General features: G+C 70.2%; 13 protein-coding genes. 9 read left to right on the top strand and 4 right to left on the bottom strand.

Going from position 1 to position 15,543, the window contains the following annotated elements; all coding sequences use genetic code 11:
- The first annotated feature begins 16 nt into the window (after positions 1–16).
- Together pspAA and V1460_RS27160 are read left to right on the top strand one after the other, a co-directional pair.
- On the top strand, positions 17–295 hold the full coding sequence (gene pspAA, locus V1460_RS27165) for a PspA-associated protein PspAA (RefSeq protein ID WP_338676249.1): 279 nt from the start codon (positions 17–19) through the stop codon (positions 293–295).
- A gap of 470 nt (positions 296–765) precedes the next feature.
- Positions 766–1,515 carry a glucose 1-dehydrogenase gene (locus V1460_RS27160; protein ID WP_338676248.1) on the top strand — a complete coding sequence of 250 codons (750 nt, stop codon included), beginning with the start codon at positions 766–768 and terminating at the stop codon, positions 1,513–1,515.
- A gap of 71 nt (positions 1,516–1,586) precedes the next feature.
- Here the strand turns inward: V1460_RS27160 and argJ are convergent, their stop codons facing one another.
- A complete protein-coding gene (gene argJ / locus V1460_RS27155; protein ID WP_338676247.1) occupies positions 1,587–2,825 on the bottom strand; it encodes a bifunctional glutamate N-acetyltransferase/amino-acid acetyltransferase ArgJ in 1,239 nt (412 codons plus the stop codon).
- A 208-nt stretch (positions 2,826–3,033) separates the two neighbouring features.
- On the opposite strand from argJ, the gene V1460_RS27150 reads away from it, so the two are divergent.
- Positions 3,034–4,401, top strand: a complete 1,368-nt coding sequence (locus V1460_RS27150) for a DUF6002 family protein (RefSeq protein ID WP_338676246.1) — start codon at positions 3,034–3,036, stop codon at positions 4,399–4,401.
- Between the two features lie 39 nt (positions 4,402–4,440).
- Positions 4,441–5,655 carry a GNAT family N-acetyltransferase gene (locus V1460_RS27145; protein WP_338676245.1) on the top strand — a complete coding sequence of 405 codons (1,215 nt, stop codon included), beginning with the start codon at positions 4,441–4,443 and terminating at the stop codon, positions 5,653–5,655.
- 57 nt (positions 5,656–5,712) lie between these two features.
- On the opposite strand, the gene aepY is transcribed toward V1460_RS27145, so the two are convergent.
- The 3 genes from aepY to V1460_RS27130 are packed head-to-tail and all read right to left on the bottom strand — an operon-like array spanning position 5,713 to position 8,857.
- Positions 5,713–6,885: a phosphonopyruvate decarboxylase gene (aepY, locus tag V1460_RS27140; RefSeq protein WP_338676244.1), complete on the bottom strand. Its 1,173-nt coding sequence runs from the start codon at positions 6,883–6,885 to the stop codon at positions 5,713–5,715.
- Positions 6,882–7,760 (bottom strand): isocitrate lyase/phosphoenolpyruvate mutase family protein, encoded by an 879-nt coding sequence (locus V1460_RS27135; RefSeq protein WP_338676243.1) that lies wholly within the window; start codon positions 7,758–7,760, stop codon positions 6,882–6,884. The genes aepY and V1460_RS27135 overlap by 4 nt, the downstream gene beginning before the upstream one ends.
- Positions 7,760–8,857: a glucose-1-phosphate thymidylyltransferase gene (locus V1460_RS27130; RefSeq protein ID WP_338676242.1), complete on the bottom strand. Its 1,098-nt coding sequence runs from the start codon at positions 8,855–8,857 to the stop codon at positions 7,760–7,762. Before V1460_RS27130 ends, V1460_RS27135 begins: the two co-directional genes overlap by 1 nt.
- Before the next feature lie 241 nt (positions 8,858–9,098).
- On the opposite strand from V1460_RS27130, the gene V1460_RS27125 reads away from it, so the two are divergent.
- The 5 genes from V1460_RS27125 to V1460_RS27105 all read left to right on the top strand — a co-directional run bounded on the left by V1460_RS27125 (position 9,099) and on the right by V1460_RS27105 (position 15,381).
- Complete coding sequence (locus V1460_RS27125; protein ID WP_338676241.1) at positions 9,099–10,715, top strand: MFS transporter; 1,617 nt, start codon at positions 9,099–9,101, stop codon at positions 10,713–10,715.
- A 161-nt stretch (positions 10,716–10,876) separates the two neighbouring features.
- Positions 10,877–11,839 (top strand): TauD/TfdA family dioxygenase, encoded by a 963-nt coding sequence (locus tag V1460_RS27120; RefSeq protein ID WP_338676240.1) that lies wholly within the window; start codon positions 10,877–10,879, stop codon positions 11,837–11,839.
- A 166-nt stretch (positions 11,840–12,005) separates the two neighbouring features.
- Entirely contained in the window at positions 12,006–13,304 is a 1,299-nt protein-coding gene (locus V1460_RS27115; RefSeq protein ID WP_338676239.1) for an MFS transporter, read from the top strand.
- 158 nt (positions 13,305–13,462) lie between these two features.
- Entirely contained in the window at positions 13,463–14,695 is a 1,233-nt protein-coding gene (locus tag V1460_RS27110) for a sensor histidine kinase (RefSeq protein ID WP_407077535.1), read from the top strand.
- Positions 14,692–15,381, top strand: a complete 690-nt coding sequence (locus tag V1460_RS27105; protein ID WP_338676237.1) for a response regulator transcription factor — start codon at positions 14,692–14,694, stop codon at positions 15,379–15,381. Before V1460_RS27110 ends, V1460_RS27105 begins: the two co-directional genes overlap by 4 nt.
- Positions 15,382–15,543: the final 162 nt, after the last annotated feature.

Genomic DNA, 15,543 nt, shown 5'->3' with positions numbered 1-15,543 from the left:
GTAGGGACGGCGCGTCATGATCGTCAGGATCATGGGGGAAGGCCAGTGGAGGGTCGACAACGGGCACTTCGACGAGCTGAACAAGCTGGACGATGAGCTCCTGGCGGAAATGGAGTCCGGCGACGAGCCCGGCTTCCGGCGGACGCTGTGCGGACTGCTCGACGCGGTCCGCCGGCTCGGCGCTCCGCTGCCCGATGATTCGTTGGAGCCGTCCGAGCTGATACTGCCGTCCCCGGAGGCGACGCTGGAGGAAGTCCGCGACATGCTCGACGACGACGGGTTGATCCCGGGCTGAGCCTCTCCGCCTCAAAGCCCGGTGGTGTGCGCGGTCTGCGTCCTGGCCCGGCGGCCGCCGCCTTCGGCGAGCCGTCCGCCGACCGCACTCCGTGCCGAAGCGGGCACCGGTCGAAGCAGCCGTCGTGAGCGCGGGCTGGGACGGGCCGCTCCGGCGTACGTCGTGTGCCGACTGCCGGAGCAGCCCGTCCGTGGCGGTCGACTCGCTGGGCCATCGGCCCGCAGTCGGTGGACCGGTTCGTCGACCAGCCGGTCATCCACCCTCCTCGACGGCTGCGGCCCGCCACCTCGCCGGTTCCGTCCTCGGCCGTGCGGGAGGTGGGTACGGGGCAGAACAGGCACCGCCTCACCGGCTGGGCGGCTACCCGAACAGGTGCGCTCCGGGCGCCCTCCGCCTGTGCGTGGTCCACATTCGGGAGATGGGCCCGGCAGGAGGTCCGCGGCGAACGGTATCCAAGGGAGTGGCGAGCCATGGGTGAAGCGGGACGCGTCGTGGGGAAGACCGCAATCGTGACGGGGGGTTCGCGCGGTATGGGCGAGCAGCACGTGCGCCGACTGGTGGCGGAGGGCGCGCGGGTGCTTGTCGCCGACGTGCTGGTCGACGCGGGGGAGGCCCTGGCCGCCGAGCTGGGAGACGCTGCCGCGTTCGCGCGCCTCGACGTCACAAGCCCGGCTGAGTGGGAGCAGGCGGTGCGCCGGACGCTCGATGAGTTCGGCGGGAGGGTCGACATCCTGGTCAACAACGCGGGTATCGCGAACGGGAGCCCGGTCGACAGCTTCGAGCCCGCCGACTGGGAGAAGATCATCGGCATCAACCTGTCCGGCGTCTTCTACGGCATGCGGGCTGTGGTGCCGGCCATGAAGTCTCAGGGTGGCGGCTCGATCGTCAACATCTCGTCGGTCGAGGGCCTTCGCGGCAGCCCCTGGCTGCACGGCTACGTGGCGGCCAAGTTCGGGGTGCGTGGGATCACCAAGTCGGTGGCGGTCGAGGTCGGGAGCTTCGGGATCCGGGTGAACTCCGTGCACCCAGGCTTCATCGAGACGCCCATGACGGAGGGCATCGACCCGGCCGTGCTGCAGATTCCACTCGGCCGCGGAGCGCGGCCCGAGGAGGTCTCGGACCTGGTGCTGTTCCTTGCTTCCGACGAGTCCGGGTACTGCACGGGCGCCGAGTTCGTGATCGACGGCGGCCTCGTCGCGGGTATTCCGCTCCGCGGCTGACGACCGGCTCGGCCTCGCCGTGTGCGCACGGAGCCGGGTGGGGCGGGCGAATGCTCCGCGTACGGTCGCGATCAGGGGCGCGGCGGGCCGCTGCGGCTGCCGATGCCCCAGGTGTCGGTGCTCCAGCAGGTGCGCCGCGAGCTGATGTCCAGGAAACCCGGTCCCAGGTCGCAGCCGAAAGCCGTGTACCGGGCGTCGCCGATGCCGAGTCCCACGGTGATGTGCACCTCGTCTCCGCGCAGGTGCTCCTCGATGGCGCGTTCTGTGCGCTCGGGCCGGTCCGCGGGCCCGGCAGGTTGGACGGGCGTCCCGCCGATGCCGATGGTGACCCGGTCCGCATCGATGTCGGTGTCGTCATGGCACTTGCCCACCGCCACCGCGATCCGCAGCCAGTTGGGGTCCCCGCCGGTCACACCCGTCTTGACCAGCGGGGAGTTGACCACGGCCTTGGCCACGCGCTTGGCCTGCGCGCTGTCCCTGGCCCCTGTCACGGTGACCTCGATCAGCTTGGAGGCGCCCTCCCCATCCCTGGCGACCATCTTCGCCAGGGGGAGGGCGACGGAGTGGAGGGAGCGTTCGAACTCTCCGAGGTCGACCGGTCCGGCCAGTCCGTTCGCGAAGACCGCCGCCATGTCGGCGATGGAGGTGTCGGTGTCCACGGACACGGCGTTGAAGGTCGCGTCCACCACCCTCCGGAAGATCGCGTCGAGGGCGGGGCGGGGGATGTTCGCGTCGGTGAGGAAGAAGGCCAGGAGCGTGGCCATGTCCGGCTCGATCATCCCGACGCCCTTGGCGATGCCGAGGACGGTGGCGGGACCGCACCGCTCCGTCGCCGTCTTGGGCCGGGTGTCGGTGGTCATGATGGCGCGGGCCGCTCGCTCCGGCCAGCCGTCGTCGTCCGTGGGCGGCCATTCGAGCGACGACAGATGGGCCAGGATCTCGCCCATGGGGTACGGCCTGCCGATGACCCCGGTGGACGCGATCAGCAACTCCGTCTCGGGTACCGCGCAGGCACGGGCCGCGGACGCGCGCAGCTCCCGGGCGTCCCGCAGCCCCCGGGGTCCGTTGGCCACATTGCCGTTACGGGCGGTGACGACGACTCCACGCGCCGCCGCCACCCGGCTCTCGTCCCTGGACACCACGATGCTGGGACCCGCGAAGAGCGAGCGCGTGAACACCGCGCTGCACTCCGCCGGGTGGGCGGAGAGCAGGATGGCGAAGTCGTCACCGCCGTCGCGCTCATCCCCGCCGAGGCCGACCGACGCGGTATGCACGAGGAACCCACGAGGCGCTGCCACCGCTCCCGCCATACCCGCCTCCTTTCCCGTCCACCCGGTGGACCCCTGGTGGTTCCCGCGGTCCCGCGGCACCCATCGGACACGCCGCGACATGGGTGCCCCGGCGGGCGGGTCGCACGCCCTTCCGCCGCCCGTAATCCCTCGTTCGGGTCCAGGCCCCGCCGGTGGGCGGGTCGGCCGGGCCGGGATGAGAATGAGGAGAGGAAGGAGTGCATCGACGGTGTGTTCCGCAGAGCAGTCGGCCGACGCCCCGGGGGTTGTGCCGTGTGCGCTCGACCGGTACTTCCACGGGATCGCCGCCGCGGCGCGTGCGGCCGACGCGGAGCGCGAGACGGCCCCCCTCCTTCCTCTCGAGCTGGTCGAGAAGCCCCCGGGTTTCGCGGAGTTCGCTGCCGTCAGCGACATCGGCCTCACCCGTGTGGAGCAGCGCACCTACCTGCTGGATCTGACACGGAACCCGGGGACCAGGACCACCAAGACCCTGGCGTCCCTGCTCATGGTGGCGCGTGCGGCGGCCCATGTCCGGAAGACCGGCGAGCGGGTGCTGTTCCTCACCCCTACTTCCGGTAACAAAGGCATGGCGTTGCGGGACGCGGTCGCCCGCGCGTACACGAGCGGACTGGCTTCACCGGAAGAGGTCCGCTCGGCGGTCCTCGTGCCCGCCGCCTCGCGGTACAAGTTCCGCGACAGTGCGCTGAACGCAGACCCTGCGCTGCGTGCCGCGAACCCTGTGCTCGTCGCCGACGTCGGGGAGCCGAGCGAGGTGAAGGCCATGGCCGGGAGGGTGCTGACCGGGTACGCCGACCGCGTCTTCGACACCACCGGATTCCGCCTTTGCTACACCCACGACCTCGACAACTACCGTGTCGGTGACGCGACACGCGCCTTCGCCGAGGCCGAACTGCTTCCCCTCACCCCCGAGAGCGCGTCGCGGGTGCACGCCCACGCCGTCTCCAGCGCCTTCGGACTGCTCGGATACCACCTGGGGCACCGGATGCTCACCGAAGGAATGGCGGGGTTCCCGCGGCCGGCCAGCCACCCCGCCTTCCTCCTCGTCCAGCAGTTGGCGACTCCCGATCTGGTGACCTCCCTGGGCGTTCAGCCGCCCGAATACGCGTACGACGCCGCAGCGGCCCTGTGGCGCCAGTCGTCCGTACCTTCCGTACCCGAGTTCCCCGCTGCCACGGATGATCCGCAGGAGGTCATCGACCCGACCTTCTGGACCCGCCGACCGGCCACCAGCGCCCTGATCGGCGCGGTCATCAGACGACACGGCGGTGGCGGCGTGGTGGTGTCCAAGCGTGAGTGCATCGAGCGCCTGGACCGGGTGCGCGGGCTGGTCGCCGAGGCGGGCATCGCCATCGCCCGCGATCCCTCCCTGATCCAGGAGTGGTCGCTGGTGAAGGCGTTCGCGGGAGTGCTCGTGGCACGGGAGCGCGGGCTGATCGCGGAGTCGGCCGATGTCGTCGTCCACGGAGCCGGCTACTACAGCGACGATCTCATCGACCCGTTCCCGGCCGAACACCTCGGCCGGGCCGACACCACCGAGGAACTGGCCGGCGCCGTCCTCGCGGCGGCGCGTGTCTGATCCCCTGACCAGGGAGGACCGGCGGAGAGGACGACGGTGGTGGAATCGGCGAAGCCGGAGACCGGGCGGCCGGAGCGATCCGGGCGGCAGGGGAAGGGCAGCGGCGGGGCACGGGTGGGTCCGCGCGGCGGGGCACGGATGATCCCCCCGAACATCCGCTATGCCTGGGAGCACAGCGGTAACCCTCTGGTGGCGGGGGCCCACGCCTGGGCGGATGCGGTCGCCGCGACCCGGCCCTGGCTGGTGGAGTCACGATCGGCCCTGGCCGGGGTGCCGGTGCTGGCCTACGGAGGTCTGGCCCGTGGCCGAAGCCATGGGCTCCCGTTCCTCGAATGGCGTCGCGGCGGTCGGCCGATCCGGCAGGTGAGCCGGACCTCGTGGGCCGAGTTGACCGGCGGCCGGGCAGCCCCCGCGGCCGAGCTCCTGGTGATCGGTGTGCCGCAGCGGATGGCGCCGTCGCCACCGCCACGCCACAGCCTGCTGCTGCCCTTCCGGGTCGGCCAGGCGGTCCCCGTCGGCCCCGAGTACGGCGACGTCATCGACCGCCTCTCCCGCCGGGCGCGCGAGCAGCACCGGCATGAGATGTCCGTGCGCCGCCGCTCACTGGAAGTGGCCACCCGGGAAAGTGACTTCGACTACTTCTACGACCGTATGCACCGGCCGACCATGGACCGCAGGCACGGTGACAGAGCGCACTCGGAGGAGCGTGAGCACGCGCGGCGCTGCCTGTTCCACCGCGGTGTGCTGTTCTTCCTGTGCGAATCGGGGCGGCGTGTGGCGGGGACGCTGTGCCGGCTGGAAGGCCGCACGCTGGTCCTCCGGCTCGTCGGCGTGGCCGACGGCGATCAGCGCTACTACCACACCGGCACCTACCTGGCCGTGTACGTCCTGCTGCTGCAGTGGGCCACCGCCCAGGGGCTGAGGCGGGTCGACCTGGCGGGCTGCGAGCCCTTCCTGAGCAAGGGCATCTTCCAGTTCAAGCGCAGGATGCACCCGCAGGTCGGCCTGCCCGACGACCACTACCGGGACAAGCGCATGCTGCTGTGGGTGCGCCGGGACACCCCGGCGGTACGGGACTTCCTGGTGGCGAATCCCGTGCTGCTGATCGGGCTGGACCAGAGCTTGGAGGCCTGCTACTTCCACGACGCCGACCGCCCCCCGCGGCTGGACCTGCCCTGGCGGAGCCCGGGGGTGCGAGCGCACCGGCTGCTCGACTGCGACAGGTTCCTGGAGGGCCTGCCGGGGCCTGCCTGACCCCGTCGCCATCCGGCATCCCCGCACCGGCCCACCGGGTTCCCGCCGGTTGCGGTGTCATCCCGTACGAGGCGCCTCCGCCCGGTCGCCGCCGGCGACGAACGACCGGAACCTGCGGGCCACATCGGATGGATGGAGGGTCGGCCGCCCGAGCGGCTCCAGCGAACCGGGCTGGATGCGCGCGTGGACGAAGCAGGGGCCGGGGGCGGCCGCCGCCTCCTGCAGCGCCTCCCGCAGACCGGCCAGGTCGGTGCAGTCGAAGACGCTCGGGTAGCCGCAGGCAGCCGCCACCGCGGGGAAGTCGGTGCCCGCGGAGAGGCTGCGCTGGCCGCCGGTGGAATCGTGGACCTGGTTGTCCAGCAGCACATGCGTCAACGCCAGCGGCGGCTCCGCCCCGATGGCCGCCAGTGTGCCCAGGCGCATCAGGGCGGCGCCGTCGCCGTCGACGACGACGACCCGGCGGGCCGAGTGGCGGGCGACTCCCAACCCCACGGCCGATGCCGAGCCCATCGCGCCGACCAGGTAGAAGTGCTGCGGCCGGTCGGCGAGAGTGAACAGCTCCCGGCTGCACTTCCCGGCGGTCGAGATGACGGCGCTCCGATCGTCGACGGTACGGAGCAGGCACTCCAGTGCCTCGATCCGGCGTGGTGGCCGTCGTCGCCCGGCATCCCCGAAGCGGACCACCTTCGTCTCCGGTGACGGCTGCGGCCACGGCTCGCTCAGCGTCTCCGCCGCGATCGTCCCCTTCCGCATGACGAACGCGTGCGGAAGCTCCCGCCCGCGCATCGCGTCCCAGCCCTGGTCGAGTACGGCCCCGAGATCCTCGGGGCCGGGAGGGATGAGCGAGTGGCTGACACCGAGCGTCGTCAGCAGGTCGGTGGTGATCGCGCCGAGCAGTTCGTGCTGCGGTTCGTCCGGTCTGCCCGGCTCACCGCGCCAGGTGACGATCAGCGGCACCGGGATCCGGCAGGGGTGGTTGAGCGAGGTCAGAGGGTTGACCATGTTGCCCAGCCCGGAGTTCTGGGCTATGACACACGTCGTCGCGCCTGCCAGCCATGCTCCGGTGGCGATCGCCACGGCCTCGCCCTCCTGGGTGGCGGGCAGGTAGCGCACGGAGGGATCCGACGCCACCTTGTTGATCAGCGGTGTCAGGAAGGAGCAGGGTACGCCCGTCACCTCGGCCACGCTCCGGGCGGCCAGTTCGTCCACAAGCGCCCCCGCGGTGATCATGCGCGGTACCGCTCCTGGTCCGTGGTGAGCCCCTTGTAGTCCATGAGTCGGAAGACGACGTCGAGGGGGGCGATCTCCTCCTCCAGGGCGACAGGTCCCTCCGTTCGCAGCACGCGGCAGGCTCGGCGCATCGCCGCCACGGCGGACCGCAGGCTCTGGTTGGCCCAGATCACCGCGCTGATGCCGAGGTTCGCGAACACCTCGGGCGGCGTCCGGTAGAAGGTGGTGGGGGCGATGACGACCGGGAGCCGGTCGTGCCATATCTCCATGAACTGCGCGATCTCGTCCACGGATTCGCTGCGGGAATGGATGAAGACGGCGTCCGCCCCCGCCTTCCGGTAGGCCTCGGTCCGCCTGAGGGCTTCCTCCGCGCCGGCATCCGCCACGAACGCTTCCGTGCGGGCTACGATCACGAATTCCGGATCGCGCAGAATGTCCCGGCAGGCTCTGATCATTCCGCTGAACTCGTCGACGGGCACGAGCGCGTGGCTGTCCCCGAAGAAGGAGTTCATCTTGGGGAACACCTTGTCCTCGAAGCAGACGCCCGCTGCTCCGATGCGTTCAGCGCGGGCGGTGAAGGTGCGGGCGGTGTTGAAGTTGCCGTAGCCGGTGTCACCGTCCACCAGGACGGGGAGATCCGCCGCCTCCACGACGCGCATCACCAGGCCGAGCAGGTCGCTCCAGGATGCCTCGTCGCTGTCGCGCACGCCCAGCGTGGTGGACATGCACAGTCCGGACGCCCACAGTGCGGGGAAGCCGGCCTCCGCCGCGATGCGTGCGCTCAGCCCGTCGTGGGCCCCCATGAGCGGGGTCGGTTGCGGCTCGGCCAGCAGCCGGCGCAACCGGGTTCCAGGACTCGCGAGTTCGCTGGTCATCACGGCCACGCATCCGTTGTCCGGTTCGGTCCTTCGGCGATGTCCATCGTCGTCCACTCGCCCACGATCAGCCGGTGTCCGGCCCGCTGATCGCGTACGGCGCGGACCTCGGCGCAGGGGCCGATCAGCGAGTCGTGGAGCCGCCCGATGTCCTTGAGGCGGCCACCGTCGAAGACGATCGACCGCTCGATGTCCGTGCCGGTCACCACGCAGTTGGCGCCCAGGCTGGCGTACGGGCCGATCCTGGAGTCCTCCACGAGGCTGGATGCCCCGACCACCGCAGGGCCCACGATCTGCGAGCCCCTGATTCGGGCACCCCGTTCCACGACCACCCGTCCCGTCGCGTCGCTCAGTGAGTCGACCGAGCCGATGATCCGGCGCTCCAGGGTGTCGAGCATGACCATGTTGCAGTCCAACAGCCCTTCGACGGTCCCGGTGTCCTTCCAGTACCCGGAGAAACGCGTCGCCCGCACGCCGCCGCCGTGCTCGATGAGCCACTCGATGGCGTGGGTGATCTCCAGTTCGCCGCGCTCGCTCGCCTGGATGGAGCGTACGGCTTTGTGGATGGCTGACGTGAAGAAGAAGACGCCCATGACGGCCAGGTCCGTTGTGGGAACAGCGGGTTTCTCGGGGAGACACAGCACTTTTCCGTCCGGGGTGACCTCAGCCAGCCCGTGTGACGAAGGATTGGGCACCCGGGCGACGACGAGTTGGGCGTCCGGGCGATTTCGCTCGAATTCCTCTGCGGCCTTACTGAGATCTCCCAAGATGACGTTGTCACCGAGATACATGACGAAATCGTCGTCGCCCAGGAATTCCCTGGCCACCACCACGCAGTGCGCGAGGCCCAAGGGCTTCTCCTGCTTCACATAGGTGATGCGGAGGCCGTGCTCCGATCCGTCGCCCACCGCGTCGACGATGGCGTCCGCCCAGGTGCCGACAATGATGCCGACTTCCGTGACACCGAATCCTCTGATCGTCTCCAAGCCGTGGAAGACGACGGGCTTGTTGGCCACGGGAGCGAGTTGTTTGGGCATGGAGAAACTAAGAGGACGCAACCGGCTCGCCCTCCCCCCGCAAAGGATCAAAGCCTTCATCCTGCCTCTTCCCGTATACGGCCCGTGGAGCTGTGGATCGGGATCGCGAAAATACAAGGGGAGACCTTGATCCAGGGAAGCAACGTCGCATAGGGCTGTCAAATCGGTCGTCCGCTTCCACCGGAACCGTCGGATTCGAGTATGAGGGCGGGACCGGGGGCCTCGCATTCGGGCGAGTGCCGGGCCTGTGCCAAGGGTGTCTGCGGAGTGGGCAGGCGGGCGAGCTCAAGAATGTCGTGGTATGAGCGATCACAGCGAAGGCGCGGAAAGTGCCGGGCCGGCCGTGCGGCTCGGCGTCGACCGCGTTCTGCTCGTCGGCATTTTCCTGGCCCTGTCGCTGTCGATCATCGACGGAATGGTCGTCAGTATCGCGGCACCGACGATGGCCGCGGATCTCGACCTGTCATCGGCGGGCATCCGCTGGGTCGTCAACAGCTACACCCTTGCCCGCGCCGCGACCTTCGCCCTGGGCGGCCGGCTGGCCGATGTGTACGGGCCCCGGCGCGTACTGCTCGCCGGCCTCGCCGTCTTCGTGATCGCGTCCGTGCTGTGCGGTTTCGCCCCCCAGGAAGCCGGCACGCCCTGGCTGGTGGCGTGCCGCGTGGCCCAGGGTGCGGGCGGCGGAGTGATGTACCCGGCCGCGATGGCTCTGGTCGTTGCGGAGTTCCCCGTCCATCAGCGCGGCCGCGCCCTGGCCACACTGTTCGGTTGCTCCCAGTTGCTCAGTGCGCTGGGGCTGCCCCTGGGCGGCTGGCTGACCACGCTCAGCTGGCGATGGGTGTTCTGGATCAACCTGCCGATCGGTGTCGGCGCGCTGGCGCTGATCGCGATCGCGCGTGGCAGGAACGACATCGGGCAGCGGGGGGTCTCCCAGGACCTGAAGGGTGCCGCCCTGCTCGCCGCGGGGATGACGACCAGCGTGCTCGCGCTGGAGCAGGCTGCGCTGCTGGGATGGTCCGACCCCGTCACGCTGCTCCTGATCGTGAGCGGCCCGGGAGCCCTCGCGCTGTTCGTGCTCCGGGAGAAGCGAACGCCGTTCCCGCTCATCGACATCCGCCTGTTCCGCGACCGTTGCTTCGCGTTGGACATGAGCATCCTGTTCTTCTCGACCATCGCGTACATGCCCATGCTGTTCTTCGCGTCCTTCTACGCCCAGCTGGCGTTGCGGGACACGGCCGTCCAAGCGGGCGTCTACCTCCTGTTCTTCCAGCTCGCGTACAGCGTCGGCGCGCAGTTCGGCGGCCAGTTGCAGGACCGGGTCGGGGTGAAACCGGCCCTGCTGATCGGGGCGGGACTCGGGACCGCGGGGTTCGCCCTGTGGGCCCTGCAGCTCAGGGAGCTCTCCGTGAGCGCGCAGTGGCCGTTCATCGCCATGGCCGGCATGGGCGTCGGGCTCGTGGTCCCGCCGGCGGCCACGGACGCCTACGGGCGGGCGGGGCCGGAGGCAAGCGGAATGGTCGGCGGCGTCGTCCAGACCACGCGCATCTTCTCCGGTGCCCTCGGGCTGGCCCTGCTCGGCAGTGTGTTCTCCGATGTCGCCCAGTCCCGGGTCACATCGACGCTGAAGGATATGGGTATGGCTCCCGGCGCGGTGGGGGAGGCGGCGCGGCAGCTCGTGCACTTCGTCAGCGACGACCAGGGCGACCGGCTTCAGAGCAGCGTGGGAGGCGTCCAGCTCACCCCCGCCATCCAGGAGACCATCCGGCTCGACATCGTCAGAGCCCACCAGTGGGTCTTCATGGCCATGGCTCTCGCGGCGGCCATGGCCTTCTGCTGCGCGCTCCTGCACCCCGGCTCCCGGCCGGCGGGGACAGGCCCCGGTTCCGCAGCCGACGCGCGACATGATGCCGAGTCCTGATCGCCCGCGTGGTGACACCGGCTGCGTCGAGCCCCTCGGAGCCACCTCATGGACATATCAGAAAAGGTACACTTTTTGCCGTATGTCGAATGCGGTATCCCATGATCAACAGGGATCAAAGTCATTCAAGGGTGAGAATCACAGGGGAGAAGGAGGACGCCGTGGACGCGGAAGACGGCAGCAGCGTCAGCATCACCCCGCTCGCCGGTTGCATCGGCGCCGAGATCGAGGACATCGACCTCGCCGTTCCCCTCACACCGCGTCTGACCGCCGTCGTCCGGCGGGCTCTGGAAGAGCACAGGGTGCTCATCTTCCGCGACCAGCACCTCACCCACGACCAGCAGATCGCGTACGCCGGGCAGTTCGGCCCTCCCGCCCCCTCCCATCCATGGGTTCCCCATGTCGAGGGGCACCCGTACGTGCACGCCCTGATCACAGGGAACGGTGAGAGACCGGAGACGACCGATGAGCAGCGGCACGCCGCGCTCTGGCGGAACCCGGACTTCCTGTCCGGCTGGCACAGCGACATCACGGCCGCCGCCGACCCTCCCGTGTTCTGCGTGCTGCGCGCCGAAAAGGTCCCGTCGCACGGAGGCGACACCATCTGGGCCGACATGGTGACCGCCTACGAGCGCCTGTCGGCCCCGCTGCGCCAGTTCGCCGACGAGTTGACCGCGGAGCACCGCTACCTGGTCGGCTATGTGCCGTTCGGTATCAGTGACGCGTTCACCCGCACCAGCGTCGATGCCGGGCTGGTCGCGCACCACCCCGTCGTTCGCGCCCTGCCGGACACCGGCAAGCGCTGCCTGTTCGTGAACCCCAGCTTCACCAGCCACATCAACGAGCTGACGCCGGCGGAGAGCAGACGGATCCTCGACCTGCTCTTCACACACGCCACACACCGCGACTTGACGTTCCGACACCGCTGGACGGCGGGCGATGTGGCCATGTGGGACAACCGGGCCACCATCCACGTCGCCCCCACGGACCACGAGAAGCTGGGGCAGGAACGCGCGATGTACCGGGTGTTCGTCGCCGGAGAGCCCGCCGTGGGACCCTCCGGCGCCAGGTCGCGCGCCATCAGCGGTGATCCCTACCAGGTCGGGGGCGTACGCGCCCGCTGAGCCCCGCCTCCACCGAAGGGGTTGGCCTGGTGCGAACCTCGGCGGGGCAGCGCGCGCGCCCGAACCCGAGGACGTCGAATACCGTGCAGCGCATCCAGCGCGTGTGGACGAGCGGGCCCGGTGTGAGCCGCGCACCGCCCCGCTGCGGAATCGGGAACGGGACACCATGGCGAAAACCTCCGGCGACGAGGCCGCACCCTGGCTCCCGACCCGGCAGTTCCGGCTGGTCAAACTGTCGAGCATGGCTGGCAGCACGGTCGAGTCCTACGACTTCGCCGTGTTCGGCTCCATCGCCGCCCTCGCGTTCAGCAAGGTCTTCTTCCCGTCGCTGGGACCGGTTGCCGGATCCGTCGCCTCACTGGCCGTCTTCAGCTCCGCCTTCCTCGCACGCATGGTCGGAGGGGTCTTCTTCGGGCAGTTCGGGGACCGCCTCGGCCGCCGGCGGGTCCTCATCGCGACCCTGATCCTCATGGGCATCGGGACGCTCGGCGTCGCCTTCCTCCCCGGAGCCGCCGCGATCGGGATCATCGCACCGGTCCTGCTTCTGCTGCTCCGGCTCGTGCAGGGCTTCTCCCTCGGAGGTGAGTACGCGGGATCGATTCTCCTGGTCGTCGAGAACACACCCCCGAGCAGGCGGCCTGCCGTCGTCGCGTGGCCCCTGCTCGGAGGGACGCTGGGCTTCGTCGTGGCCTCGCTGGTCCTGCTCGTCGTCTCCCTGGCCATGAGCCAGGAGGCGTTCCTCGCCTGGGGCTGGAGGATCTCGCTGCTGTTCGGCGCTGTCCTCATCCTCATCGGCCTTTTCATCCGCAGCAGGATCGAGGAGACCAAGGACTTCTCGCGCTTCGTACGCGCGGACCAGCCCTTCCGCTCCCCTCTACGCGCGGTGACGCGCGGTCACCTCGCCGAGATCGGCATGGGCGTGGCCATGTTCACCACGCCGTTCGCGTTCAACTACATCGCGGCCTCGTACCTGATCGCGTACGCCCGCCGGCAACTGCACCTGGAACCCACCACGGTGCTCATCGCGGACACCTGCAGCGGTGTGGTCTACGTGCTCAGCGTCCTCATCGGCGTCTGGGTCAGCATGAGGATGGGAGTGACCAGGGCGCTCCTGGTCTTCGGCGCGGCCGAGGCCGTCATCGCCCTGACGCTGTTCCCCCTGGTCGACCTCGCTCCCCCCTTCACCTACGCCATCGGCGTCGCGCTGGCGCTCTCCTGCTCCGCCTTCGCCGCGGTGCCCGCGTGGATCATCATGATCCACGCGTTCCCTGTGGGGCTTCGCTACACGGGATCGGCACTGACCTACAACACGGCCGCCGTCGCCGGAGGTGCCGTCTCCCCGCTGATCGCCGTCTGGCTGCACACCGCCGTCGGCAGCGAGGCGATCGGGCTGTACCTCCTCCTCCTGGTCTGCCTCGGCACGGGCCTCGGCCGGCGACTGGCCGGGCGCGCCACCAACGCCTGAGCCGGTGAACTCTGCCACGGCACCGGCCGCTCCGCCTCGGTCCACCGAACGGTCAGCCGTGAGCTTGGCCACTCGGCGCGCCGCCGCCCTCTTTGACCTCAGGCGATGTCGGAACGGGGGCGGCGGGCACCGAGGGGTACCCCGTACCGTTGCTTGACGTGACGGCACTACCGACCGGAGCCGGCAGGCTCGACCGCGCCCGAGGCTGGCTGCGCGAGCACCCACTCGCGTTCGACGCCGCGTTGGCGTTCGGCGTGCTCGTCTGCATGATCGGGATGTCGTTCGCCGATCCGCACGGGCCGCACGGGCCCACCTTCGGAGCCCGTACACCGCAGCCGCACGCGCTGGTCCTGATGCTGCTCGCCGCGGTCGTGCTGGTGTACCGGCGCCGCCGGCCGATGGCCGTACTGGCCGCCACGGGCACGCTGTCCGCCGTGGAGTTCGTCGCCGGAGATCCGCCGGCGCCCGTGGTGATGACGGCGGTGGTGGCTCTGTACACGGTCGCGTCCCGTACCGACCGCCCCACCACCTGGCGGGTCGGGCTGCTGTCGATGACGGTGCTGACTGCGACCGCGATGCTGTTCAGCTCCGCGCCCTGGTACAGCCAGGAGAACATCGGGGTCTTCGCGTGGACCGGGATGGCGGCCGCGGCCGGTGACGCCGTACGCAGCCGGCGGGCCTTCGTCGACGCCATGAGGGAGCGGGCGGAGCGTGCCGAGCGGACCAGGGAGGAGGAGGCGGGGCGGCGGGTCGCGGAGGAGCGGCTGAGGATCGCCCGCGATCTGCACGATGTCGTGGCGCACCACATCGCCCTGGTCAATGTGCAGGCCGGAGTCGCCGCGCATGTCATGGACAGGCGCCCGGACCAGGCCAAGGAGGCGCTCGGGCATGTGCGGGAGGCCAGCCGGTCCGCACTGAACGAGCTGCGCGCCACGGTCGGTCTGCTGCGGCAGTCGGGCGACCCGGAGGCGCCCACCGAGCCGGCACCCGGACTCGCCGCGCTCGATCAGCTCCTCGAGTCGTTCCGCCATGCCGGACAGGCGGTCGAGCTGGCCAGGACCGATCACGGTGCCACCCTGCCCGCGGCCGTCGACCTGGCCGTGTACCGGATCATCCAGGAGGCCCTGACCAATGTGCAGAAGCACGCGGGGGCGGCGGCCAGGGCCGAGGTGAGCGTCGTGTGGGTGGGCCGGACGGTCGAGGTCACGGTGCTCGACAGCGGGACGGGTGCCGCGTCCTGCGCCGCCGAGGGTGGCGGCCATGGACTCATCGGTATGCGCGAGCGCGCCACCGCGCTCGGCGGTACGTTGACCGCCGGGCCCCGCTTCAACGGCGGCTTCCGCGTGCAGGCGATACTGCCGATCAAGGCCCACGCGGAGGGGGACGCATGACGATCAGGGTGCTGCTCGCCGACGACCAGGCGCTGCTGCGCAGCGCGTTCAAGGTGCTGGTCGACTCCGAGCCGGACATGGAGGTGGTCGGCGAGGCGGCGGATGGTGCCGAGGCCGTGGACGTCGCCCGGAAGCGAAGCCCCGACGTCGTCCTGATGGACATCCGGATGCCCGGCACGGACGGGCTCGCGGCCACCCGCACCATCAGCGCCGATCCCGCGCTCGCCGCCGTACGGGTGGTCATGCTGACGACCTTCGAAGTGGACGAGTACGTCGTCCAGGCGCTGCGCGCCGGGGCCTCCGGCTTCCTCGGCAAGGGTGCGGAGCCGGACGAGCTGCTCAACGCCATCCGTATCGCCGCCGCGGGGGAGGCCCTGCTGTCCCCTGCGGCGACCAAAGGGCTCATCGCCACGTTCCTCGCCCAGGGCGGCGGTTGGGACGACGGAGGCCAGGACTCGGCGCAGTACGCGGAGCGGCTCGCGGCGCTGACCGGCCGCGAACGCGAGGTACTCGTGCTGGTCGGGGGAGGGCACCCCAACGACGAGATCGCCGAGCGGCTGGAGGTCAGCCCGCTCACGGTCAAGACCCATGTCAACCGGGCCATGGCGAAGCTGGGAGCACGGGACAGGGCCCAATTGGTGGTCTTCGCCTATGAATCGGGTCTGGTTCGCCCCCGGACGGACTGAGACACCGACTACCCGCGTGTACTCCGTTCAGAGTATGCGCGACGTAAGGATCTGGACCTGGGGGCGACGGATTCACCCTCGCGGATGACCGATCGTATAGGCGGGTGGCCCCCGCACCCGCCGCATGCGCACGTCCCGTAAGGCGCACAAGCCGTAGAGCCA

The sequence above is a fragment of the Streptomyces sp. SCSIO 30461 genome, assembly GCF_037023745.1.
GTDB lineage: Bacteria > Actinomycetota > Actinomycetes > Streptomycetales > Streptomycetaceae > Streptomyces.
Note: the sequence above shows the minus strand (reverse complement) of the source record. Positions and strands in the feature narration are given on the sequence as shown.